At 44.3% G+C, this 24,196-nt stretch carries 20 protein-coding genes; 15 read left to right on the forward strand and 5 right to left on the reverse strand.

Annotated features, from left to right (window positions below; translation table 11 throughout):
- The first annotated feature begins 46 nt into the window (after positions 1-46).
- Complete coding sequence (locus FK220_RS13655; protein ID WP_152574904.1) at positions 47-1,192, forward strand: efflux RND transporter periplasmic adaptor subunit; 1,146 nt, start codon at positions 47-49, stop codon at positions 1,190-1,192.
- Positions 1,193-1,218: 26 nt separating this feature from the next.
- Here the strand turns inward: FK220_RS13655 and FK220_RS13660 are convergent, their stop codons facing one another.
- The 3 genes from FK220_RS13660 to FK220_RS13670 are packed head-to-tail and all read right to left on the reverse strand — an operon-like array spanning position 1,219 to position 3,237.
- Positions 1,219-1,725 carry a DUF4440 domain-containing protein gene (locus FK220_RS13660; RefSeq protein WP_152574905.1) on the reverse strand — a complete coding sequence of 169 codons (507 nt, stop codon included), beginning with the start codon at positions 1,723-1,725 and terminating at the stop codon, positions 1,219-1,221.
- Positions 1,726-1,756: 31 nt separating this feature from the next.
- A complete protein-coding gene (locus FK220_RS13665) occupies positions 1,757-2,578 on the reverse strand; it encodes a ZIP family metal transporter (protein WP_152574906.1) in 822 nt (273 codons plus the stop codon).
- A 2-nt stretch (positions 2,579-2,580) separates the two neighbouring features.
- Positions 2,581-3,237, reverse strand: a complete 657-nt coding sequence (locus FK220_RS13670) for a metal-dependent transcriptional regulator (RefSeq protein ID WP_152574907.1) — start codon at positions 3,235-3,237, stop codon at positions 2,581-2,583.
- Positions 3,238-3,387: 150 nt separating this feature from the next.
- Here FK220_RS13670 and FK220_RS13675 point away from each other — a divergent pair, with 150 nt between their 5' ends.
- Positions 3,388-5,607, forward strand: a complete 2,220-nt coding sequence (locus FK220_RS13675; RefSeq protein WP_238719025.1) for a TonB-dependent receptor — start codon at positions 3,388-3,390, stop codon at positions 5,605-5,607.
- A 95-nt stretch (positions 5,608-5,702) separates the two neighbouring features.
- Positions 5,703-6,821 carry a lycopene cyclase family protein gene (locus FK220_RS13680; protein ID WP_317168340.1) on the forward strand — a complete coding sequence of 373 codons (1,119 nt, stop codon included), beginning with the start codon at positions 5,703-5,705 and terminating at the stop codon, positions 6,819-6,821.
- On the opposite strand, the gene FK220_RS13685 is transcribed toward FK220_RS13680, so the two are convergent.
- Complete coding sequence (locus FK220_RS13685; protein ID WP_152574910.1) at positions 6,818-7,792, reverse strand: polyprenyl synthetase family protein; 975 nt, start codon at positions 7,790-7,792, stop codon at positions 6,818-6,820. The genes FK220_RS13680 and FK220_RS13685 overlap by 4 nt on opposite strands.
- A 124-nt stretch (positions 7,793-7,916) precedes the next feature.
- Between FK220_RS13685 and FK220_RS13690 the strand changes: the two genes are divergently transcribed.
- From FK220_RS13690 to FK220_RS13735, 10 genes are all read left to right on the forward strand, one after another.
- Complete coding sequence (locus FK220_RS13690; protein ID WP_238719026.1) at positions 7,917-8,483, forward strand: RNA polymerase sigma factor; 567 nt, start codon at positions 7,917-7,919, stop codon at positions 8,481-8,483.
- An 18-nt stretch (positions 8,484-8,501) separates the two neighbouring features.
- Positions 8,502-8,936 carry a hypothetical protein gene (locus FK220_RS13695; RefSeq protein WP_152574911.1) on the forward strand — a complete coding sequence of 145 codons (435 nt, stop codon included), beginning with the start codon at positions 8,502-8,504 and terminating at the stop codon, positions 8,934-8,936.
- 226 nt (positions 8,937-9,162) lie between these two features.
- Entirely contained in the window at positions 9,163-9,768 is a 606-nt protein-coding gene (locus FK220_RS13700) for a TetR/AcrR family transcriptional regulator (RefSeq protein WP_152574912.1), read from the forward strand.
- A complete protein-coding gene (locus FK220_RS13705; RefSeq protein WP_152574913.1) occupies positions 9,769-11,109 on the forward strand; it encodes a TolC family protein in 1,341 nt (446 codons plus the stop codon).
- A 37-nt stretch (positions 11,110-11,146) separates the two neighbouring features.
- On the forward strand, positions 11,147-12,331 hold the full coding sequence (locus tag FK220_RS13710) for an efflux RND transporter periplasmic adaptor subunit (RefSeq protein ID WP_152574914.1): 1,185 nt from the start codon (positions 11,147-11,149) through the stop codon (positions 12,329-12,331).
- A complete protein-coding gene (locus FK220_RS13715; RefSeq protein ID WP_152574915.1) occupies positions 12,324-15,824 on the forward strand; it encodes an efflux RND transporter permease subunit in 3,501 nt (1,166 codons plus the stop codon). Before FK220_RS13710 ends, FK220_RS13715 begins: the two co-directional genes overlap by 8 nt.
- Before the next feature lie 138 nt (positions 15,825-15,962).
- Complete coding sequence (aspS, locus tag FK220_RS13720; RefSeq protein ID WP_152574916.1) at positions 15,963-17,720, forward strand: aspartate--tRNA ligase; 1,758 nt, start codon at positions 15,963-15,965, stop codon at positions 17,718-17,720.
- A 133-nt stretch (positions 17,721-17,853) separates the two neighbouring features.
- Positions 17,854-19,635: a chloride channel protein gene (locus FK220_RS13725; RefSeq protein WP_152574917.1), complete on the forward strand. Its 1,782-nt coding sequence runs from the start codon at positions 17,854-17,856 to the stop codon at positions 19,633-19,635.
- Between the two features lie 153 nt (positions 19,636-19,788).
- Complete coding sequence (locus tag FK220_RS13730) at positions 19,789-20,040, forward strand: hypothetical protein (protein WP_152574918.1); 252 nt, start codon at positions 19,789-19,791, stop codon at positions 20,038-20,040.
- Between the two features lie 92 nt (positions 20,041-20,132).
- Entirely contained in the window at positions 20,133-20,327 is a 195-nt protein-coding gene (locus tag FK220_RS13735; protein WP_152574919.1) for a cold-shock protein, read from the forward strand.
- A gap of 184 nt (positions 20,328-20,511) precedes the next feature.
- Here FK220_RS13735 and FK220_RS13740 read toward each other — a convergent pair whose 3' ends face one another.
- Positions 20,512-20,961, reverse strand: coding sequence for a nucleoside deaminase (locus FK220_RS13740; RefSeq protein WP_152575210.1), 450 nt, complete (start codon positions 20,959-20,961; stop codon positions 20,512-20,514).
- 252 nt (positions 20,962-21,213) lie between these two features.
- On the opposite strand from FK220_RS13740, the gene FK220_RS13745 reads away from it, so the two are divergent.
- Both FK220_RS13745 and FK220_RS13750 read left to right on the forward strand, forming a co-directional pair.
- Complete coding sequence (locus FK220_RS13745) at positions 21,214-23,001, forward strand: 1-deoxy-D-xylulose-5-phosphate synthase (protein WP_152574920.1); 1,788 nt, start codon at positions 21,214-21,216, stop codon at positions 22,999-23,001.
- On the forward strand, positions 22,982-24,166 hold the full coding sequence (locus FK220_RS13750) for a DUF3078 domain-containing protein (protein ID WP_152574921.1): 1,185 nt from the start codon (positions 22,982-22,984) through the stop codon (positions 24,164-24,166). The genes FK220_RS13745 and FK220_RS13750 overlap by 20 nt, the downstream gene beginning before the upstream one ends.
- The last annotated feature ends 30 nt before the right edge of the window (positions 24,167-24,196 follow it).

The raw sequence follows: 24,196 nt of genomic DNA on the forward strand, positions 1-24,196 counted from the left end.
TGGACAGAGAACATAACCACGCCTCAATGATAAAAAATCCATCATCATGCAAAAATTGATCATCCTACTCTTGATTGCCTTATTGACGGCAATGACCACAGGCTGCGGCAAAGGAGACAAAAAATCCAACGAGGTTCCCTCGGATGTCGCCGAAACAACTATCGGAACCATCACACTCACCCAAGAACAGTTCGGGAATAGCGGCATGGCCTTAGGCGGTCTGGAAGAAAAAAGCTTCCCAGTAGTTATTAAAACGAATGGTATAATCGATGTGCCACCTGAAAATAAGGCCGTAGTAAGCGCCATCATGGGAGGATACATTAAAAAGACGCCTTTGCTCATCGGGGATGTGGTGAAGAAAGGACAGCTTTTGGTGACCATAGAAAACCCGAAATTTGTATCGCTCCAACAGGAATATTTGGAAGTCAAACAACAGCTCACATACTTGCGATCGGAGTATGAGCGACAAAAAATCCTAATGGACGAGAATATAAGCTCGAAAAAAAGCTTTTTAAAGGCTGAGAGCGATTATAAAATGGCCAACGCCAAGTATCAGGGGTTACGCAAACAATTGACGATGCTTCATATTTCGTTATCAGAGGTTGAGAAAGGGAATATCAGCGCGGTCTCGTCGATTTATGCTCCCATTAATGGAAGTATTACAAAAATGAACGTCACCAAGGGTACCTATGTTTCGCCTGCATCCCCTATTTTGGAAATCATCGACAATACGCACATTCATTTAGAACTTTCTGTATTCGAAAAAGACATTATGAAGGTGAAGAAGGGGCAGCCCATTCAGTTTACGATCCCTGAGGCTTCCGAGAAAATTTTTGAAGCGGAAGTATATCTGATAGGAACTTCAATAAGCGAAAACCGAACTATAAAAGTGCATGGGCATTTACATGAAACAGCGGAAAATAATTTTTTGACAGGAATGTTCGTGGAAGCGGGAATTGTAATAGAGACCGGTATTTTCTTGGCGTTACCCTCGACGGCGGTTGCAGAACAAGGCGGGAGGTCGTATGTGTTTCGGGTTACCGACCAGACGGATACGGGCTATACCTTTGAACAACTGCAGGTACAAACCGGAAGCACTACAAACGGATTTATCCCGATTTTGAATGCCAACCAATTTTCCACGGAAGACCGATTTTTAACAAAAGGCGTTTTTGATATTTTGGGAGAGTGATGGAGCAGGTCTTGTTAGTGAAAAAGCTAAAACGCCATTGGCTGTCGTTTTGCAAAATCCTCGGCACTGATAGGACTTCCTTTAATAGTGGTGGTGTCCCAGTCTTGTGTGATTTTCCACTGGCCTTTTATCCTTTTCAGTACAATATGAAATTGCCCATAGCTATTAGTAGTACTGTTATCCTTTGCGGCACGTATTCTATAAAACCCGACCTCATAGGAAGTGGTTTCGTTGGTATGCCTACTATCGAACCAAAAATCCAAGAAGATGGAAGTACCTTCCTCCAGGAAGCTGTTAAAGCGTTTCACGTTGGCAGCTTTAAACGAATTTTCGGTATCGATTCCATTTGGGGTTACCCGCAATACTTGATTGGCATATAGTTCATTTAACGCTTTGGCGTCCAAGGTTTCAAATGCTTCTTGAAACGGTTTCCAAACCGATGTGTTGATTTCCTGCTGAATTTGTGTAACATCCGTCTGAGCCCTTGCGTGAGGTAAAAAGAATAGAGACATTAAAATTAGCAGTCCTTTCATAAGGGTGTCGTTTTCTTTGATAGGTTCAATTTTAGCCTAGCCCCACATCCAAGGTCATCATGATAATGAATCCTCCGATAAAGCCCATGGTCGCAATATCGGTGTATTTATCCTGTTGGGTTTCCGGGATGACTTCCTCCACGACCACAAAAATCATGGCACCGGCGGCGAAAGAAAGTGCGTACGGCAAGATAGGTTCAAAGGTAAGTACTGCCCAAGCGCCCAGCACAGCGGCAATTGGTTCTACCGAGGCCGAAGCCTGTCCGTAAAGGAAGCTTTTCCATCGACTTAAGCCCTGCCTGCGTAAGGGCATGGCCACGGCAAAACCTTCCGGAAAATTTTGGAGTCCGATGCCCAAGGCCAACGCCACGGCTCCCCCGATACTCGCGCCCTCGAATCCGGCCGCAACGCCACCGAACAAAACCCCTACGGCCAAACCTTCGGGAATGTTATGAAGGGTAATCGCCAAGGTTAACAGGGTGGTACGGTGCCAAGGGGTCTTGATGCCCTCACGCTCACTTTCCTTAAAATTGATGTGCAAGTGTGGTAGGATTTTGTCCAATCCGAAGATAAATGCTGCACCTAGCAGAAAGCCTACGGCTGCGGGAATAACCTTAACGAATCCCTCACCTTCACTCATTTCAATACCGGGAGCCAAAAGACTCCAAAAACTGGCTGCCACCATGACCCCTCCCGTAAACCCGAGCATGCCATCGAGTAACGCGCGATTCATCCCTTTGAACAGAAAGACCAAGGCCGCGCCGGCCGCCGTGAGTCCCCACGTAAAGAGCGTGGCATAAAAGGCCGCCAAAATAGGGTTGATAGATTCGAAGTAATCGATTACTTGTTGCATGGCTATTCGGTTATTTTAAGATAAAGGTTGGTAGCTATCTGGTCAGAGATATGAAGGTCGTTCCCTTTGATTTGAATGTGTAACGACCCATCAAATTCTTCCTTATCAATTACAAGGATGGTATCTCCCAAGGCGATGTTGTTCTTGTCCAGAAATTTGAGAAAAGGAGCCGACGAATCCTTGACCCCTACGCAGATGCCATTTGTTCCCACAGGCACCTCGTTCAACGTCTTTTTGATGGCCCTCTTAAACTCCCCGTTCTTGGATGGGATGGGGTCGCCATGGGGGTCAATGGTAGGATAGCCCAAATGTTTGTCGAGTTGATCGACTAATTTTTCACTTTTAATATGTTCCAACTGTTCGGCCACCTCATGTACTTCATCCCATGAAAAATCGAGCTTATCTACTAAAAAAACCTCCCAAAGACGGTGTTTACGAACCAAGGAAAGGGCCACTTTCTTTCCGTATTCGGTAAGGCTTACCCCCTTGTAAGGGCGATAGTTCACGACACCTTTTTCCGAAAGTTTTTTGACCATATCGGTTACAGAAGAGGGCTTGGTCTGCATCTGTCGCGCAACGGCGTTTGTCGACACCGTGGCATTATCGCCTTTGCCCAAATGATAAATTACCTTGACATAATCCTCTTCCGAAAGCGTCATCGACTTTTTTATTTATGCGAATTTACATTTTTATATCTAAAAACAAATATTTAGATTTGTCTAAAATATAATTTAAGAAACACTTAAATCAAAAGTTTTAGAATAAATAATAGGTCCTTTTGGATTACCACCCTTTTTTGCGTAGCCTCTTTGCCTGTTTCTGGTCAGAAAGCCGAACTTCATGGAAAGGTTACCGAAAAGGGTATTCCCATACCCTATGCGAACGTGTACCTAGAAGGCACATCGCTTGGTACCGTTACGGGTAGGAAGGGAGATTTTCATTTGAGGCATATCCCCGCGGACATCTATGAACTAAAGGTGACGATACTCGGGTATCTTCCCTATTCGGAGAAAATTCGGTTGGGTCCGACCGAGACTAAATCGGTTTCCATCGAACTGCAGCCGGCTTTGGAACAGTTGAATGAAATGGTGGTTACCGGTACCTTGAAAGCGGTGAATCGTTCGGAAAGTCCCGTTCCTGTGGAAGTCTATAGTCCTACCTTTTTGAAAAAAAATCCGACTGCCAGTATTTTTGAGGCCCTGCAAAACGTCAACGGGGTACGCCCACAAATTAACTGTAATGTTTGTAATACGGGAGATATCCATATTAATGGCTTGGAAGGGCCTTACACCCTGGTATTGATCGATGGCATGCCCATTGTGAGCGGGCTTGGAACGGTTTACGGGCTTACTGGAATACCCAATTCATTGATTGATCAAATCGAAATCGTGAAAGGACCGGCATCCAGCCTTTATGGCAGCGAAGCGGTTGGGGGGCTCATCAATATCATTACCAAGAACACTTTGGAAGCACCTGATTTTTTTGCCGATGCCTTTGCGACCGGTTGGGGGGAATACAATTTGGATGTGGGAGCCAAAATCAGTATCGGCAAAAAGACCGATATGTTGCTGGGCATCAATTATTTTAACTATGATACACCCATTGACAATAATGGCGACAATTTTACAGACCTAACACTACAGGACCGTATCTCCGTCTTTCAAAAATGGAATTTTAAACGGAAAAACGACCGTATTTTTTCTTTGGCAGGTCGTTTCTTTTATGAAGATCGGTGGGGTGGTGAACTGCAATGGACTCCCAAGTTCAGAGGTGGCGATGAGATTTACGGTGAGAGTATTTATACCCGTCGATGGGAGGTATTGGGAAAATATCAACTACCTACTGACGAAAAGATGCTGCTTTCGTTTTCCTATAACGATCATAGTCAAAATTCCGTTTATGGCATCGTACCTTACCTAGCCGATCAGCGCATCGGGTTCGGGCAATTGACTTGGGACAAGACCCTTGGCAAGCACGATTTGCTGATCGGTAGTGCTCTGCGCTACAATTACTATGATGACAATACCACAGCTACCACTTTTGCCGATGAGGTCGTTATTCCCAGTTTATTCGTACAGGATGAAATGGCCCTAGCCAAAAAACACTCCCTTTTGTTGGGAGCACGGTACGATTATGACAACCGACATGGGCATATTTTTACCCCACGAACCGCCTATCGGTGGAAAATATCCGATAACGACATCCTACGATTCAACGCGGGTACGGGCTTTCGGGTAGTTAATTTATTTACCGAAGAACATGCGGCATTGACCGGAGCGCGCGATGTGATCGTCACGGAGGAATTGAAACCTGAACGTTCGTATAACCTGAACCTCAATTATCTTAAAAAGGTTTATGCCGATAATGGAGTATTCGCCAGTCTGGACGTATCGGCTTTTTATACGCATTTTAGCAATGCCATTTTGCCGGACTATGACACAAATCCCAATCAGATTATTTATGACAATCTAAACGGTAGGTCGGTTTCCCAAGGTGTGAGTGTTAATTTGGATGTTGTTTTTCCCAATGGGTTCAAGTTCTTGCTTGGGGGCACCTTTCAAGATGTGAGTCAAACAGAAAACGGAATCACTACACAGCAAATACTCACGGAAAGCTTTACCGGGACCTGGAATCTATCGTATCATTTCAGAAACCTTCAACTTTTGATAGACTATACCGGCAACCTCTATGGCCCAATGCGGTTACCCACTTTAGGGGAAAACGACCCGCGCCGGGATTTCTCACCCATATGGAGTATCCAAAATGTACAATTTACCTACAAGGGCCTAAAGGATTTTGAAGTGTACGGGGGCATTAAAAATTTGCTCGACTGGACGCCCAATCGAGGCAACCCGTTTATCATTGCCCGGGCGAAAGATCCCTTCGATAAAGACGTCAGCTTTGATGGCAATGGAAACGTAGTCGCAACGCCCGACAACCCGTTCGGGCTCACCTTTGATCCATCCTATGTGTATGGCCCCAATCAAGGGGTCCGTGGATTTTTTGGATTGCGTTATCGCTTGAATTAGAAAGAAAACACCATCTCCAATCCGTATCTTTGTGCTACCTTGGATTATCAATCTAAATAACAGCCTGCATCAAGACGAAATTTGATTATATTATTATAGGGGCGGGGGCAGCTGGACTGATGTTGGCCGATGCCATCGGAAAGGACTCTTTTTTTAAGAATAAATCAATTCTTCTTTTAGACAAGGATGCCAAAAGAACGAACGATCGAACTTGGTGTTTTTGGGAAAAGGAGCAAGGGCCGTTCGAATCGATTGTCCATAAAAGATGGCCTGCGATTTATTTTGGGGGTAAACAGTTCTCCAAAAGGTTTGAAATCGCCCCCTACCACTACAAAATGATTCGGGGTATCGACTTCTATACCTTGCATATGAAGCGTATTGAGAACTACGCGAATGTCGATTTCTTGCAAAGGGAAGTCTTGAACGTACATGATGATGGCAGCTCGGTCACCGTAACCACTTCATCGGAAACCTTTAGCGCCCAGCGATGTTTTAATAGCATCTTTACCTATCAAATGGCTACGCAACAGACAAAATACCCGGTATTGCAACAGCATTTTGTGGGATGGTTCGTGAAAACCACAAAAGAAGTTTTTGATGTGGAGCAGGCCACTTATATGGACTTTTCCATTCCGCAAAAGGGAAATACCCGTTTTATGTACGTATTGCCTTTGTCACCAACGGAAGCCCTGGTCGAATATACCCTGTTTTCAAAAGAGCTGCTTCCGCTAAAGCAGTATGAAACTGCGCTTGAAACGTACTTGATAAGAGATTTGGGCTGCGAGGACTATCAAATCTTGGAGGAGGAAAAGGGGAGTATTCCTATGACATGCTATGATTTTCAGGAGCATCATACCCAGAACATGCGATATATCGGAACGGCTGGTGGGTGGGCGAAGCCGAGTACAGGGTACACTTTTATGAGTACCATAAAAAAAGTGCCGAAGCTCTTGGAGTATATCAAAACGGGGAAAGACCTACGAAAGCTCCGCTTCAAAAATAAATTTTGGTACTACGACCTACTGTTATTGGATATCCTAGACGATGATAACAGTAAAGGCCAACCAATTTTCGAAAGTTTGTTCAAAAACCGTTCTCCCCAATTAATATTCAAGTTCTTGGATGAACAGACCAATCTTGTGGGAGATCTTAGGTTTATCTCGGCCCCCCCCAGTATGCCTTTCATAAAGGCCATGTTGGGAAGGTTGTTCTAGACTTTTCTGCGCATCAGGTTTTTGCCAAAAGCTTTTAATACGGCCTTTTTATCTTCGGAAATTTCCAGATAACCCAGCACTTCGAAGGCTTTTTCGGTGTAATCGGCTATCGCAGTTTGGGTACTTTCGGCGCCGCCGCTGGTCTCAAAAATTTCCTTTATTGACTGAATCTTATCCGATGGGTCATTGGGTTGTATCGAAAATAGTGCCTCCAGTTCTTTTCGTTGACTGTCGGTTCCCATCTCCATGGCCCTTAGATATAAATAGGTTTTTTTGTTTTCAATAATGTCTCCTCCAACTTGTTTTCCAAAAGTGTCGGGATCTCCGAAGGCATCCAGATAATCATCCTTTAATTGAAACGCGATGCCCAGATTTCGCCCGAACTGATAAATACCTTCCTGGCAGGTAGCTGAAGCATCGGCAATTAAGGCTCCCATTTTAAGGGCTGCCCCTACAAGTACCGCCGTCTTATATTCGATCATTTTCAGATACTCCGGTATGGTCACATCATCGCGGGTTTCAAAATCCACATCATATTGTTGACCTTCACAGACTTCGATGGCGGTTTTGCTAAACAGCTGCGCCAAACGTCGAAACAATTCCCCTTGGTAATTTTCGAACAGTTGATAGGCATTGATGAGCATTGCGTCACCTGAGAGGATACCTGTGTTGACATCCCATTTCTCATGTACCGTCGCTTTTCCCCTGCGCAACGGGGCATCATCCATAATATCATCGTGTACCAAGGAAAAATTATGGAATACCTCAACAGCCAATGCGGCATCCAGGGCTTTACGATAGTCCGTTCCAAAAACCTCAGCGGCCATCAAAGTCAATACAGGTCTTAGTCGCTTTCCTCCCAGTTCCAATATATAGGTGATGGGTTCGTAGAGGTTAACGGGTTCCTTGGTTTTGATTTTCGAATGGAGATATGCAATGAATGCTTCCCGGTAATGGTCAATAGAATGCATTGAAGCCGTTTTTTTCAAAAATACACCCTATTTTGATATACCACCGTATCAAGGGCTATTTTCATGGCTTGTGAAATTTTTATGGGTGAAAATGCAATAGATTTAAAATCTTACGTCTTTAAGAATGAAGACGCTGATAAAAATAGTGCGAATGGTTTCGGAAAACGAAAATCATAAAATACTGAATTCTTTTTTCAAGGAAGAATACCATTCCCTAAAGGCGTACGTGAACGCAAGAATCGACAATGCGGCGCACCGGGACGCTGAGGATGTGATTCAGGATGTGGCTTTCAAACTGTTTTCCAAGGCTGATAGTTTATCGCCGATAGATAACATTACCGGGTATGTGTACCACGCTATAAGAAACAAGGTAATAGACCTGTTGCGAAAAAAGAAGCCAAACGTTCCCTTCGAAGACGAGATGGAACAACGATTAATGGACTTTAGTGAATTGGTTTACGGAACAACCGATGACCCATACCCCGAAGACCTGAAAGTAGCGTTAAAAAGAGCCATCGCAAATCTAAAACCGGTATATCGGGATATCATAGTGGCCATCGATTTTGAGGGCTACAGCTACAAGGAATTATCGGAAGAAACAGGAGTTCCTGCAGGCACTTTAATGTCAAGAAGGCATAGGGCATTGTCGTTATTGCTCAAAGAACTGGAAACACAAAAAACGAAGATATAATTTAAATTTTTGGAAAATATGGAAGATTATGTGAAACATCAGGTAAGGAACAAGACAGAAAAATTCGTTAAAAAGGCGTTTAAAATACTGTTCTTCATTTTGGCGGCAATCGTATTCATATTCTTGTTTGCCTACGTATTTATGAAACTGTGGAACTGGCTCGTACCCGAAATCTTTGGCCTGGGCATCATTACCTATTGGCAGGCACTTGGTTTGCTGGTCTTGGCAAAAATAATCTTTGGCGGATTCGAGGGAAAATCCAAAAAAGGACCAAAGAAAAGAAACGGTGAAACTTTTGAAGGCAGGTTACGAAGCAGGTGCAACGACGACTACTCGAAGTGGAAGTTATACGACCAGTTTTGGAAAGAAGAAGGGGAAGAAGCGTTCGACGCATACGTAAATCGACTGCAACAGGAAAATACCAGTGAAAATGAGCAGCGTACGGAAAACTAGAAGAATATTGGTTCGAAAACGGTTCAGCTTTGGATGGCACACTTCATCCTCTTATGGGCACAGTTCAGGAATTTCGCCTTGTCGTATCAAGGCCCCGGTACTATTTTCGGACTAGTTTCCATTGAAACAGTGCCAAATCCAAATCTTATGGGAATGTTAAATAAATGTAAAACTTCGGAAACTTTTTATGTTTTTAAAGTTTCCTAAAATATATTTGTCGCCTGTTATGAAAGAAAAGATTCTTGAAAAAGCGACCGATATGTTTTTGAACTTTGGGTTCAAGAGTGTTACGATGGATGACATAGCCAACGAAATGGGGATATCGAAAAAAACCATCTACGCCCATTTTGAGAACAAGACACACCTAGTGGATGAAAGCACCATGACCCTGTTTTGGAAAATTTCGGCAGGAATCGATGATATCATCGCATTGAAAAAAAATCCGATCGAGGAACTGTATGAAATCAAAAAATTCGTCATGATGCATCTAAAGGATGAAAAGTCATCCCCACAGTACCAATTGCAAAAGTATTACCCCAAGATTTATGGCACGCTACGAAATAAGGAGTACGAGGTGATGTTCGATTGTGTGGTCGACAACATCAAAAGAGGGATGGATTTAGGCATTTACAGGGACAATCTGGATATTGACTTCGTGTCCCGAATCTACTACTCCGGAGCGTTTGCCATTAAGGACCATAAGTTGTTCCCGGCTACAAAATTCAAAGCCTCCGAACTGGAAGACCATTTTTTGGAGTATCATCTTAGGGGAATCGTTACCCCGAAAGGAAGAAGCATATTGAACAAAATCATCAATTCAAATCAGGAATAAATGCGTAGTTATTTTTTATTCATAATACTTTTGGTTTCAACTACAGTCGGCTTTTCCCAAGAAAAGACCTACAGCTTCACTCTGGAGCAGGCCATCGCCTTCGCTTTGGAGAACAACTACAGTGCCATAAACGCCGATCGTGATATTATCGATGCGCAAAAACAGAAATGGGAGGTGATTGCCTCTGGATTACCTCAGCTTTCCGGTGCGGTCAACTATCAAAATCAACTAAAATTACCTGTGTCGCTTATTCCGGCAGGGAACTTTGGTGGAGAACCTGGTGAATTCCTAGAGGTTGTTTTTGGAGTGCCTCAAACCCTTACCGCCACGGCGACCTTACGGCAAAAGCTGTTTGATGGCACCTATATTGTTGGGGTCCAGGCCACCAAGTCGTTTTTGAGCTATAGCGCCAACAATAAGGAGAAAACAAAACTAGACGTACGCAAAGCGGTCACGGAAGCTTATGGTAATGTGCTGCTGGCACGCGAAAGTGTGGCGATTTCCGAAAAGAACAAGGACAATTTGGAGAAGAACCTGTTTGAAACCACCAAGATTTACGAAAACGGACTCGGGGACGAGGAAAGCGTGGAACAGTTACAGATTACCCTGGCCAATGTGGAGAACCAACTGCGCAACGCCATCCGCTTAGAGGAGATTACGCTACAAATGTTGAATTTGATGATGGGTATCGATATCGACGCACCCACACAACTGGAAGAACAATTGGATGATCTCACAAGGCAACAGATAGACCTTGCCATCGTAAACGATCCCTTCAATATCGAAAACAACGTTGACTATAAATTGGCCATTAACCTGAACGAACAGCGTTTCTATGAATGGAAACAAGCCAAGAGTAGGGCACTTCCCAGTCTGGATGCATTCATCAACTATGGAAGTTCCGCTTTCGGGGAGCGGTCCGGCTTTCTTGATAGTGATCAAAGGTGGTTCGATTTCTCGACCTTTGGTGTCGATTTGAGCATCCCTATTTTTAGTTCTGGTTTGAGGAGCGCTGGTACTGCCCGTGCCAAAATCGCCCTCGAAAAGGCCAAGACCCAGCTTGAGGAGGCGGAAGCCCAGATTCGATTACAGGTAGAACGCGCAAAAAGTGACTATACCCTGGCCATCGAACAGTACGATACATCAAAGGAAAATCTGGCATTGGCCGAACGAATTGAACAAAAGAATCAAATCAAATATTCGGAAGGGGTCGCAACGAGTTTTGAACTCCGCCAAGCACAGACCCAGTTGTACGATGCCCAGCAAGAGTATCTACAATCCATGGTAGATGTCATCAATAAAAAGACCGAATTGGAAACGGTCATGAACAATAACCCTTAATACGAATTCATCAACATATCAAAATAAAACGATCGAAATGAATAAAATACTAGCGACCACCTTAACCGCCCTACTACTTTCCTCCTGCGGCGGAAACCCCGAATCTTCCGTAAGCGATTTGATCGACCAAGGCGATTTGGAAGCTCTCCGTGCCAAGAAAAGCGAAATTTCGAATCAGCAAAAATCATTGGAAGAACAACTGCAAAAATTGGACTCGGCGATTGCCACTTTTGCAGGAAACGAGAAGCTGCCACTAGTAACCATTTTTGCCGCCAATGAACAGAAATTCGACCACTTTCTGGAACTTCAGGGAGATGTTAAAACCAAACAGAACGTGTTGATTTATCCAGAGATGCAGGGTACGCTACAACGTGTCTATGTAAAAAAGGGTCAACGAGTCGGGAAGGGACAAATTTTAGCTTCCATAGATGACGGCGGAATGGGAAGCCAGTTGGCGCAATTGAAGACACAGGCAGAACTGGCCAAAACAACCTATGAACGGCAAAAGCGTCTGTGGGAACAAAATATAGGTTCCGAAATACAATATTTGCAGGCTAAAACAACCTATGAAGCCAATGAGAATGCTGTTAAACAGGCAGAAAGCCAATTGGGTAAATCTATTATAAGAGCCCCTTTTTCGGGGATTATCGATGATATTATCAAAGATCAGGGAACCGTGGTCGCTCCTGGGCCTGGTTCGGAAGTCTTCAGAATCGTAAACCTTTCCGACATGTATATCGAAGTGGATGTTCCCGAGAGTTATTTAGGAGACATCCAAGAAGGAAAAGAGGCCAAGGTTTATTTTCCGGTATTGGGTGATACCATTATGACCAAAGTCAGGCAAACGGGGAATTTCATAAATCCTAGTAATCGGGCCTTTACGGTTGAAATTCCAATTCCTAACGAAAAGGGAAATATAAAACCAAACCTGACGGCCAAGGTAAGTATTAACGACTACACCAACAACAAGGCCATTGTAATTCCTCAAAGTATTATTTCCGAAAATGCAGAAGGGCAACAATATGTGTACATTGCAGGTAAAACCGAGAATGAAAACAAAGCCGAGGTAACCAAGCATATTATCACTACAGGCAGGAACCAAGGAAGCATGGTAGAGGTGCTATCCGGTGTTTCCAATGGTGATCTGCTAGTGAAGGAGGGGGCAAGAAGTGTAAAGGATGGGCAGATTGTTGAAATCTTAAATGAGAAAACCGATGAGTAGACAAAAGAAAAACGCTGACAAAGAGTTTCGATTATCCTCTTGGGCGATAGATAACCCGTCGGTGATCTATGTAATGATCGCTATTTTCCTATGGATTGGTTTTCAGGGTTATCAATCAATGCCGCGGGAAGACTTTCCCGAGATCGTTGAGACGAAAGTGTACATCAGTACTCCTTATCCGGGAAACACTGCAGAGGATGTAGAGCGCTTAATTACCGACCCATTGGAAGACCGTTTAAAAAATATGAGTAATGTGGTCGAAATTACTTCTACGTCCCAAGAGGACTATTCCATCATCACTGTCGAATTTGATGAGGATATAACCGTGGAGCAGGCCAAACAGAAGGTAAAGGACGAAGTCGATGGGGAAAAGGCTAGTGAAGATTGGCCCACGTTTAATAATGCCAAAGTAGAACCGAATGTTTTCGATTTGAACCTTTCGGAATCATTTCCGATCATGAATGTCAATTTTACAGGAGATTATCCGGTAGAAAAATTAAAGGAGTTTGCGGAATATATGCAAGACGAAGTGGAAGACTTGCCGCAGATAAAGGAGGTAAACATTCGTGGAGCCCAGGAAAAAGAGGTTGAGGTGGCCGTAGATGTATATAAAATGATGGCGGCTAAAGTAAGTTTTCAAGATATTATTAGTTCCATCGGTAATGGGAATACCACCATGTCGGCAGGTAACATTAAATCGGGCGGGCAACGACGTACCATCCGAATTCTCGGCGAAATAACAGACCCCGAGCAGTTAAACGATTTCGTGGTAAAATCGGAGAATGGGGCCGTATATTTAAAAGATATCGCCGAGGTCACATTCAGTGAGGAGGAAAAGACCACCTATGCCCGTGAATTTGGGGAAAGTGTGGTCATGCTTGATATCAAGAAACGTTCGGGCAAGAATATGATAGAGGCTACCACCAAAGTACGTGAACTGGTAAAAGAGGCCCAAGAGAATTATTATCCTGCTGATTTGAACATAACCATTGCGAACGATTCTTCCGGAAGAACCTTAAACCAAGTAGACGACCTGGTCAACAATATCATATTCGGAATCATCTTGGTGGTGACCGTATTAATGTTCTTTTTAGGGTTCCGTAATGCACTTTTTGTCGGATTTGCCATCCCGATGTCGATGTTTATGTCGTTTATGATATTGAACAATTTGGGGTACACGCTGAATACCATGATTCTTTTTGGAATGATCATGGGGCTGGGAATGATGGTCGATAATGGTATCGTGGTGGTGGAAAATGTATATCGTCTAATGAGTGAAGGAATGTCCCGAACGGAAGCGGCAAAAAAAGGAATCGGGGAAATCGCATATCCCATTATCATCTCTACCGTGACCACCGTGGCCGCTTTTGTACCCTTAGGCCTTTGGCCCGGAATTTTCGGCCAGTTCATGATTTATTTCCCAATCACCCTATCCGTGGTGTTGGGTTCATCGCTCTTCGTAGCCATCTTTATGAATTCCATGTTGGTTTCCCAGTTTATGGAAATCGGTGAAAAGGAACTATCACTGAAGCAATTGATACGAATAAGTGGCATTTTAGGTGGCTTTGGTCTTTTCATACTTATTTTTGGTGGACCCATGCGAGGCTTGGGTAGCGTCATGTTGTTAACGGCCGTCATGTTCTGGCTTTATAAATATGTACTTAAAAAGTGGGCGGTCAATTTCCAAAACAATGCCATGGTGCGTTTTGAGAATTGGTACGAAAGACGTATCAAGCACGCTCTCAGAGGTGGCAATGTTTATTGGTATTTCGGCATCACTGCTTTCATGTTGATCGCGGTTTTTATGCTTTTTGGATTGTCGTTGGGCAGCGGGCGAACTAAGGTTGAATTCTTTCCCGATAATAAACCCAACGAAATATACGCCTACATTGAATATCCCCAGGGAACCTCCATTGAAAAAACCAATGAGCTCACCAAAGCCATAGAAAAAAGAGTCTACGAGGTCGCGAATCAGGATAAATACACCAACGGCGATTTTAACTATCTCGTAGAATCCGCTGTATCCCAAGTCGGTGAAGGCGCCGGAAACCCTCAGACCGATGGTGGTTCCGCAGCTGAGATGCCACATAGAGGTAAAGTAACGTTGTCGATGCGCGAATACAAGTATAGAAATGGCCTGGATACCGAAGTGTTAAGGGGAGAAATCCAAGAGGCACTTACCGGTATTTATCCAGGGGTGGCCATCTCTGTTGAAAAAGAGGCCAACGGTCCTCCTGCAGGGTACCCCATCAATATCGAATTGGAAGGGAACGACTATACCGAATTGATAAACACCGCAGAAGACATTCGGAATTTTATCAACACAAAGAACATAGCAGGAATCGAAGAACTGAAAATCGATGTGAACAAAGGAAAGCCCTCGATGCAAGTAGTGGTCGACCGTGAAAAAGCAGGAGAGCTTGGAGTTTCGGTCGGCCAGGTCGGTCAACAATTAAGAAGGTCCTTATTTGGAGAAAAAGCCGGTGTTTACAAAGTCGATGGGGAGGATTACGATATCAACGTTCGCTTCGAAGAGGATATTCGCTACAACAGGAGTGCACTGTTCAACCAGAATATCATTTTTCGAGATCAAGCCTCTGGGCAGATTAAGGAGGTGCCAGTGTCAGCCGTTGCTTCGCAAAGAAATTCCTCTGGTTTTAGCGCCATAAAACATCGGGATAACAAAAGGGTCGTTACCGTTTATTCTCAATTAAAACCTGGTTTTAGTGATGCCGGGGCAATAGTGGCTGAGATTCAACGGGAAATGGAGGAGTATGAGGGTCTTCCTGCCGATATAAAAATTGATTTTACAGGTCAGATTGAAGAGCAGAACAAGCAAATGCAGTTTTTGGTCGGTGCTTTTTTCTCTGGACTGGGTCTGATTCTATTGATTTTGATTTTTCAATTCGGTGGTATTTCAAAGCCTCTAATTATTATGATTGCCATCTTTTTAAGCTTTATTGGTGTCTTTGGAGGGCTGATGTTGACGGGATGGCCTTTCGTGATCATGATGACCATGATGGGTATTATATCGCTCGCGGGTATCGTAGTGAACAACGGGGTGGTGTTGCTCGACTATACTCAAATATTGATAGACCGTGAAAAAGTAAAGCTTAATATGAATGATAAGGAACTTTTGAGTATGAAACAGGTGACTACAATCATTACCCAAGCGGGGAAAGCCAGGTTGCGTCCGGTAATTTTAACGGCTATCACTACGGTACTGGGATTAATCCCATTGGCAATCGGACTCAATATCGATTTCTTTTCGCTCTTTACCCAATTTGATCCCAAGATATATATTGGTGGGGATAACGTCATCTTTTGGGGGCCGTTGGCCTGGACGGTCATTTTCGGCTTGATCGTAGCCACCTTTTTGACCCTGATCATCGTACCGGTGCTCTTTAATATCACCTACAGGATAAAGACGCGATTAAGAGGTGTAAAGAAAGAATTTATCGAAGAGGAAAAATTACTGGAAAAGGCCGCTTGATTGTAATTGATAAAAAGGAATTCCTAGGGGCACGTTGCGCGCCTAGGTTTTTTTGTGTGATTTTCACAAAATCAATGGCTTTCCGTGGCAGCTACTGCTGAATACTTCTTAAATTTGCGGCCTAAAAAATATCCTACCATGTATAGAAGCCACAACTGCGGGGAATTACGGGAAACCCATATCGATCAAAAAGTTACTTTATCGGGATGGGTGCAAAAAACCAGGGATAAGGGTTTTGTCAACTGGGTCGATTTAAGGGACCGTTACGGGATCACGCAACTGGTATTTGACGAAGATCGTACGTCGAGTAAACTTATTGCCCAAGCCCGGGATTTGGGGCGTGAATTCGTAGTGCAGGTGAAAGGCATGGTCATTGAAAGGGCCTCGAAGAATCCCAAGATGCCCACCGGAAATATCGAGGTTTTAGTGGAGGAACTCACCGTTTTGAACAAATCCAAAACACCTCCATTTACCATAGAAGATGAGACCGATGGTGGGGAGGACCTTCGAATGAAATACCGGTATCTTGACATCCGTAGAAACCCCGTGAAGAACAACCTCATTTTTAGGAGCAAGGTTACGATGGAAGTCCGTAAGTATCTTTCAAGTGAAGGTTTCATAGAGGTAGAGACCCCCTATTTAATCAAGTCGACTCCAGAAGGCGCACGGGATTTTGTAGTACCGAGTCGTATGAACGAAGGACAGTTTTACGCCTTGCCGCAATCACCCCAGACCTTTAAACAGTTGCTAATGGTGGGTGGCCTGGACAAATACTTTCAGATCGTCAAATGTTTTCGGGACGAGGATTTAAGAGCCGATCGTCAACCGGAGTTTACCCAAATCGATTGTGAGATGGCCTTTGTGGAGCAAGAGGATATCCTCGATGCCTTTGAAGGATTGACCAAACATCTTTTACGGGAAATCAACGGGGTCGAGATTGAAAAATTCCCTCGAATGACCTACGACGAGGCCATGGAAAAATATGGGAATGACAAACCCGATATCCGATTCGGGATGGAATTTGGAGAACTGAACGCAGTGGCACAACACAAAGATTTCAACGTTTTTAACTCGGCGGAGTTGGTGGTCGGGATGGCCGTTCCTGGAGCAAACTCCTACACCAGAAAAGAAATCGACCAACTGATCGACTGGGTTCGAAGACCACAGATAGGTGCCAAGGGAATGGTATACGTGCGTTGTAACGAAGATGGTAGCTATAAATCATCGGTCGATAAATTTTACAATCAGGAAGACTTGGCGAAATGGGCCGAAACGACCGGCGCGAATAAAGGAGACCTTATTTGTGTGCTTTCAGGGGAAGCCAATAAAACCAGGACCCAATTAAGTGCCCTTCGGATGGAGTTGGCCGAACGGTTGGGCCTTCGAAAGCCTGATGAGTTTGCACCGCTTTGGGTCATCGATTTTCCCTTATTGGAATTGGAAGAGGAAACCGGGCATTACCATGCGATGCACCACCCGTTTACCTCGCCCAAACCAGGACAGCTCGAATTGTTGGAAACCGACCCTGGGGCCGTACGTGCCAATGCCTATGATTTGGTATTGAACGGGAACGAAATTGGTGGGGGGTCTATCCGTATTCATGACAAAGAAACGCAAGGCATAATGTTCAGGCATCTTGGTTTCACGCCGGAAGAAGCCAAAGCCCAGTTCGGGTTTCTAATGGATGCCTTTCAATACGGCGCCCCGCCGCATGGAGGGATTGCCTTTGGGTTAGACCGCCTGGTAGCAATTTTGGGTGGTCAGGAAACTATTCGGGATTTTATCGCCTTCCCTAAAAACAACAGCGGCCGCGACGTCATGATCGATGCTCCGGCTCCTATTGATGGGGAACAGTTGAAGGAATTGCATTTAAAGCTCGATATACCTCCGAACTAGAGAGTGTATGATAGGCAACAACTATGACCACGCTACTGGTATTGACAGATTCACCTCCCGAGTCCTGAAAAACTAAAACAAGCCATTCTTCACTAGAAATAAATACCTTTACCTCGCTTAATTCGCGAAGTACATGCCAAACCGAATTCACACGCTTTTAACACGGTTTTTAAAGTGGAGATACAAAAACATCTCCAACAAGACCTTCACTCAGATTTTAAGCGTTGCGGTAGGTTTTTTGGCAGGCCTGGCATCGGTTACCCTCAAGAACATTACCTATTTCATCGAAGCGTTCTTGGAAAAGGGCATCCTGATATCCAATGGCCTTTATTTCATCCTTCCTATCCTCGGGTTGACACTCGTTTATTTGTATGTAAAGTTCGTACATAAGGAAAAACTGGATCATGCTATATCATCGATATTGTTCGCACTTTCGAAGAAAAAAGGAATGATCCCTCCAAAACAGATTTATACCCAATTGATCGCAGCGCCTTTAACGGTCGGCTTTGGGGGTTCGGTAGGGCTATTAGGTCCGGCCGTTGCGGCGGGTTCCGCCATCAGTTCCAACTTAGGAAGACTATTTCATATCAACGCCAAGACCCGCTCCCTGCTAATTGCCTGTGCTTCGGCCGGTGCCATCTCCTCTATCTTTCAGTCGCCTATTGCCGCAATCATTTTTGCCGTAGAGGTATTTAGTATGGATTTAACATTGTTGTCGGTACTTCCGCTGTTGCTGGCCTCGATTTCCGGCGTGTTGACCTCATACTTTTTCTTGGGCAACGAAGTGCTATTTAATTTTACGATTACCGAGAATTTTGAGGTAAAAGACACCTTGTTCTATATTGTTTTGGGAGTAGGCACTGGTGTTGCTTCTATTTATTTTACAAGGATGTATTTTGGCATCATCCGTCTTTTCAAACCTTTGAAAAGTCCAAAATACAGACTGTTGTTTGGTGGCTTGGCCATTGGAACGATGCTTTATTTTATTCCCCCGCTCTACGGGGAAGGTTTTGGTTTTATCAATAGTTTATTGGATGGAAATCATGTGGCGGCCTTGGGGATTACACCTTTCGACGACTTTACCGACAATATTTGGGTGGTGATTGCCTTGCTTGTGGGTATTACTATTTTTAAGGCGGTGGCGATGACAACTACCTTGGCTTCAGGCGGTGCAGGAGGAACTTTTATACCAACAATGGTGATGGGGAGTGCGTTGGGTAATGCAGTGGCAAAGATAATCAATAATTCGGGTCTTGGTTTTGCGGTATCCGAAAGTAATTTCACGCTGATTGGTATGGCAGGCCTAATATCCGGAGTATTGCATGCCCCTTTGACGGCCATATTTTTGATAGCTGAAATTACAGGAGGCTACGCTCTTTTTGTCCCTTTGATGATTACGGCCACTATTTCTTATTTGATCATGAAAAATGCCATGGACCATACCATCTATACACGTGAATTGGCCGAAAGGGATGCCCTATTGACCCATAATAAAGATCAGTCCGTACTTACCCTAATGCAATTGGACGATGTCATTGAGGATAATTTTAAGATAGTGCATCCCGGGATGAGCTTGGGCGAAATGCTTCATGGAGCGGTGGCAAAGTCTACCCGAAACATTTTCCCCGTGGTCGACGAGAAAAAAGCCCTGGTGGGTATCGTTTTGTTGGATGATATTAGGGAATTTATGTTCGATACGACCCTTTATGAGAGTACAAAAGTAGAAACCTTGATGCATAATGCCCCCGAACATATTTTTTACGGAAAGGACAACATGAAAAAGGTAATGGAAAAATTCCAGGAAAGCGGAGCGTGGAACTTGCCTGTTGTGAAAAATGGCGAATATGTTGGTTTTGTTTCAAAATCAAAACTGTTGACGGCCTATCGCAAGGAGTTGATCAACGTGACGGAATAGCGACCGGTTTCCGATGGTGCACCATGAATGTCAAACCTTCCAAGTCTATCGATTACCTATAACGGCTTTGAATTTAACCCCGATTGCATACCGTAAAGTATCCCAACTCGGCCCCTACATCCCGGTGGCAAATTATTGCCTAATTTTGTGGGCATGAAGTATATCATAACGCTTATCGTATTAGCTTCCTTCGGGGCTATCATTTATGGATATTCGTTGGACGAATCACAAGAGACACTTTCCCATAGATTCATTGGAGGGGGGGTCGTCGGCCTTTTTCTTGTGGCAATGCCCCTTTTTTTATTCAAGGAAAGCAAGGGGAAGAAGATGAAAGACTATATGTTGACAGAGGAAAATATTCGAAAAATGCAGAACAAGGAACGGGAGAATACTGATAATCAATAATTTTCGATAGAAAGTAATCGGATTTTGAGGATGCAATCGTAAAAAATCATAAATTAGTAAGGCAAACTTTTTATCATTTAATCTTTATTGCCATGACTGGAACAGTAAAATTTTTCAATGAATCCAAAGGGTACGGGTTCATTACCAACGACGAGACCGGCAAAGACATCTTTGTTCACGCGACCGCACTGAACGGCACTCAGTTGAACGAAGGCGACAAGGTAGAGTATGAAGAAGAGGAAGGAAGAAAAGGAATTGTTGCCGCACAAGTGCAAGTGGTCGGATAACCATATTGTAACCTTGAATGAACCAACCCTGACCGAAGCGTCGGGGTTTTTTGGTTTTGATACCTTGGAAAAGGGGAAAGCGTCTGATACGGAAGTGTTACAAAAACACAACCCTCAAAGGCATGGAGCAGACCTTTGGGGGTTAAAAAATATCTTCGTAGCTTCTGATACAGACTTACAGGCCTTAGTTCAGGTTTCTTTTTTGGATGAAGAAGCGTTTCAGTAGGTCAGCAGCTTCATGTTCCAATACCCCTCCCACTATTTTGGTTTTCGGATGTAGTTTGGTGCCCATGGCCCTACATCCACGTTCGACATCTGCGGCCGCATAGACTATTTTTGAAATCTGGCTCCAATACAAGGCTCCGGCACACATTTGGCAGGGTTCCAAGGTCACATAGAGGGTACAGCCTTTTAGGTATTTGCCTCCCAAAAAATTGGATGCAGCGGTAATCGCTTGCATTTCTGCATGGGCGGTGACATCGTTTAGCCGTTCGGTAAGATTGTGCGCCCTCGCAATAATACGGTCTTGTATTACGATAATGGCCCCAATGGGCACTTCGCCTTTTTCATAAGCGGCCTCTGCCTCTTGCAGGGCCTTTTTCATGAAATAGGAGTCGTCGAAAGGTAAGACCATCATTTGGTTTTGATAAGCAATAGTACCAAATATTATTTTTGGACACAAAAAACCTTTGATTAGCTAGAGGGTTCATCTAGAAACTTAAAAATTTGTTCTGTCCGAATAGTTTGCAATCCCTGGACCCTAACTGGCTACAGGGTGTCGAAGGGGTCAGGATAATGGCTTAAGGATTGCCTATTGTCTTGAATACCGTGATAAACAATATCAAACTGTGAAAAAGTGTAGCTTTGTACCTCCAAAAACGCCAATGTGTCCACCAGTATTCTAAACCGAATCAACTCACCGGAGGATCTTCGCCAACTTTCGTTTGGAGACCTTCCCGAGCTCGCCAGGGAACTACGGGAATTCATCATCGATGTGGTTGCCACCAAGGCAGGGCATTTGGGGGCCAGCTTGGGGGTTGTGGAACTGACGATTGCGCTTCATTACGTTTTTGACACCCCGAACGATCGATTGATCTGGGATGTGGGCCACCAAGCGTACGGACATAAAATCTTGACCGGGCGAAAAGATGTTTTTGATACCAATCGACAATTGGGGGGTATCAGCGGTTTTCCAAAAAGGGCAGAAAGCGAGTATGATGCCTTCGGAACAGGGCATAGTTCTACTTCGATTTCAGCAGTGTTGGGAATGGCCATTGCTTCTAAACTAAAGGGGCAGAACGAAAGACAGCATATCGCCGTGATAGGGGATGCTTCGATTGCTAGCGGAATGGCTTTCGAAGGCCTTAACCACGCTGGTGTCTCCGATGCGAATACGCTAATCATTTTGAACGACAACGCTATTGGAATCGATCCCAGCGTCGGGGCCTTAAAGAAGTATCTGACAAATGTAAAGAAGGGCACCGCCAAAGACGAGAACATCTTCGAGTGTCTTAATTTCGACTATTCCGGCCCCATTGATGGGCACGATTTTCGTGCGCTTTTTTCTGAACTACAGCGGTTAAAATCGCTTCAAGGGCCGCGTTTACTGCATGTAATCACCACGAAGGGAAAGGGACTTCGACAGGCCGAAGAGTACCAGGTAAGGTATCATGCTCCCGGCAAATTCGATAGATTCACAGGTGATTTGCCCAATGAGTCCGAGGAGGTTGGTCCGCCCAAATATCAAGATGTTTTTGGACATACCCTTGTGGAGCTTGCCCGTAAGAACGATCGAATAATAGGGATTACTCCGGCGATGCCGACCGGAAGCTCTTTAAAATACATGATGGAACAGATTCCCGATCGTGCCTTCGACGTAGGTATCGCCGAACAACATGCAGTAACCATGGCAGCAGGATTGGCCGCCGAGAGGATGGTGCCCTTCTGTAATATCTACTCTACCTTTTTGCAACGGGCCTATGATCAAGTGATTCATGATGTAGCGTTGCAAGACCTACCGGTAATTTTTTGCCTCGACCGGGCTGGAATTGTCGGTGAGGATGGGGCGACACATCACGGCATGTTCGATATGGCCTATTTGCGCTGTATTCCCAACTTAACGATTTTTGCACCCATGAATGAAAGTGAACTTCGCAACATCATGTACACTGCCCAGTTGGGGCTTGACCATCCTATTGCGATTCGATATCCAAGAGGGAGAGGCGTACAAAGGGCATGGAAGACCCCGTTTGAGAAACTGCCTATCGGTTCTTCCCAAGAATTAAAAAAAGGTTCCAGGATAGCGGTACTGACCATCGGGCATATTGGGAATAGGGTGGCAAGAATTATTTCAGAAATCGATGAAAATGCTAAAATAGGACATTACGATATGCGTTTCGTCAAACCCTTGGACAAAAAGAGGCTTTACGACGTCTTTGAACGCTACGAACACGTAGTTACCGTAGAGGACGGATGCAGGCTTGGAGGTTTTGGCAGTGCAATACTCGAGTTTGCAAATGAATTGGGAGCTTCCAATAAGGTAGAGCTGTTTGGGGTCGATGATGTGTTTATAGAACATGGCAGTACCCACGAACTCTACGAATTGGCCAAGCTTGACGATCGATCGATCAAAAATCTCTTAACACATCTACTCGATGCCAAAAAGCATTCTTAAACAAGCGGCCTCAGCATTTCTATGGATAGTATTTGTGGTGCCAACGGTTGCGCAGGATACCATTCCGCCCAAAAAAAAGGTCGACTCGATAGTGATTCCCACTATTCCCCCAAAACGGAAGGTTGATTCGGTAATCATCGATACCATGGCCATTGATACGATGATCGTTGATACATTGGTGATCAGAAGAAAACAAGAACGTATCAAGAATTTTCAAAAGGATATAGTGACCTTGAATACAACGGTTATCTCGCTAAAAAAGACCCAACCTACCGATATTACCTATAGCAGATCTCAAATACCCAGTTTCTGGCAGAAGATCAACCTAGTGGGACTCAATTTTAGCGAAGCGGCCTTTGTAAATTGGAACGCCGGGGGCACCAACTCCATTTCCGCTTTGGCCAATGCCCGTTTCGAACGCAACTACAAGTTTCGGAACATTCAATGGGAGAATATTCTAGAGATGCGATACGGCATCAACTTACAGGACAATCAAAGACTACGAAAATCGGATGATGCGATCCGTATAAGTTCCACCTTTGGGTACCGCCGTGACACCATAAGCAATTGGTACTATTCGGCCAAGGCCAACTTCAACTCCCAGTTTTCCGATGGATTCAAATACCCCGACAGGGATACGCCGATTTCAAGACCGCTATCACCCGGCTATTTCTTTCTAGGTGCAGGGGCGAGCTATATTTCCAAGGAAAGGAGATTTAATCTGTATATTTCTCCCATTACCCAAAAAGCAACCTTGGTGCTAGACCAAGACTTGGCCGACAGGGGGGCCTTTGGTGTTCAAAAAGCGGTGTTGGACGCCGATGGCAATGTATTGCAGGAAGGAGAAAATGTTTTTTTGGAGCTTGGTTTTCTTATTACGAATAGTTGGGAATCCCAATTGTACAAAAATATGGGAGTGAAACACCGTTTAAACTTGTACACCGATTATTTGCGCAGCTTTGGAAATATCGACATTGACTGGGAATTGAACGTGGAACTTCGGGTGAATGAATTTATCGTCACCCAGATAGGAACGCACTTGATCTATGACGATGATATTCTTTTCAATGAAGTTAAGAACGAAGAGGGAATTGTCATCGATCCCGGAGAACCGCGCTTACAGTTCAAACAGTTATTAGGGGTAGGAGTGTCCTATAATTTCTAATACAAGTATAGATTATAGGATAAAAATCAA

This window comes from Pelagihabitans pacificus, assembly GCF_009371985.2.
GTDB classification, from domain to species: Bacteria; Bacteroidota; Bacteroidia; order Flavobacteriales; family Flavobacteriaceae; genus Pelagihabitans; species Pelagihabitans pacificus.

Excerpts from the sequence above, each read along its gene's own strand:
- FK220_RS13690 (WP_238719026.1), top strand. The coding sequence starts at position 7,917 with ATGAAGACGCTGATAAAAATAGTGCGAATGGTTTCGGAAAACGAAAAT.
- FK220_RS13685 (WP_152574910.1), bottom strand. The coding sequence starts at position 7,792 with ATGCATTCTATTGACCATTACCGGGAAGCATTCATTGCATATCTCCAT.
- FK220_RS13710 (WP_152574914.1), top strand. The coding sequence starts at position 11,147 with ATGAATAAAATACTAGCGACCACCTTAACCGCCCTACTACTTTCCTCC.
- FK220_RS13750 (WP_152574921.1), top strand. The coding sequence starts at position 22,982 with ATGCCAAAAAGCATTCTTAAACAAGCGGCCTCAGCATTTCTATGGATA.
- FK220_RS13670 (WP_152574907.1), bottom strand. The coding sequence starts at position 3,237 with ATGACGCTTTCGGAAGAGGATTATGTCAAGGTAATTTATCATTTGGGC.
- FK220_RS13660 (WP_152574905.1), bottom strand. The coding sequence starts at position 1,725 with ATGAAAGGACTGCTAATTTTAATGTCTCTATTCTTTTTACCTCACGCA.
- FK220_RS13695 (WP_152574911.1), top strand. The coding sequence starts at position 8,502 with ATGGAAGATTATGTGAAACATCAGGTAAGGAACAAGACAGAAAAATTC.
- aspS (WP_152574916.1), top strand. The coding sequence starts at position 15,963 with ATGTATAGAAGCCACAACTGCGGGGAATTACGGGAAACCCATATCGAT.
- FK220_RS13700 (WP_152574912.1), top strand. The coding sequence starts at position 9,163 with ATGAAAGAAAAGATTCTTGAAAAAGCGACCGATATGTTTTTGAACTTT.
- FK220_RS13715 (WP_152574915.1), top strand. The coding sequence starts at position 12,324 with ATGAGTAGACAAAAGAAAAACGCTGACAAAGAGTTTCGATTATCCTCT.
- FK220_RS13665 (WP_152574906.1), bottom strand. The coding sequence starts at position 2,578 with ATGCAACAAGTAATCGATTACTTCGAATCTATCAACCCTATTTTGGCG.
- FK220_RS13655 (WP_152574904.1), top strand. The coding sequence starts at position 47 with ATGCAAAAATTGATCATCCTACTCTTGATTGCCTTATTGACGGCAATG.
- FK220_RS13740 (WP_152575210.1), bottom strand. The coding sequence starts at position 20,961 with ATGGTCTTACCTTTCGACGACTCCTATTTCATGAAAAAGGCCCTGCAA.
- FK220_RS13725 (WP_152574917.1), top strand. The coding sequence starts at position 17,854 with ATGCCAAACCGAATTCACACGCTTTTAACACGGTTTTTAAAGTGGAGA.
- FK220_RS13735 (WP_152574919.1), top strand. The coding sequence starts at position 20,133 with ATGACTGGAACAGTAAAATTTTTCAATGAATCCAAAGGGTACGGGTTC.
- FK220_RS13730 (WP_152574918.1), top strand. The coding sequence starts at position 19,789 with ATGAAGTATATCATAACGCTTATCGTATTAGCTTCCTTCGGGGCTATC.
- FK220_RS13705 (WP_152574913.1), top strand. The coding sequence starts at position 9,769 with ATGCGTAGTTATTTTTTATTCATAATACTTTTGGTTTCAACTACAGTC.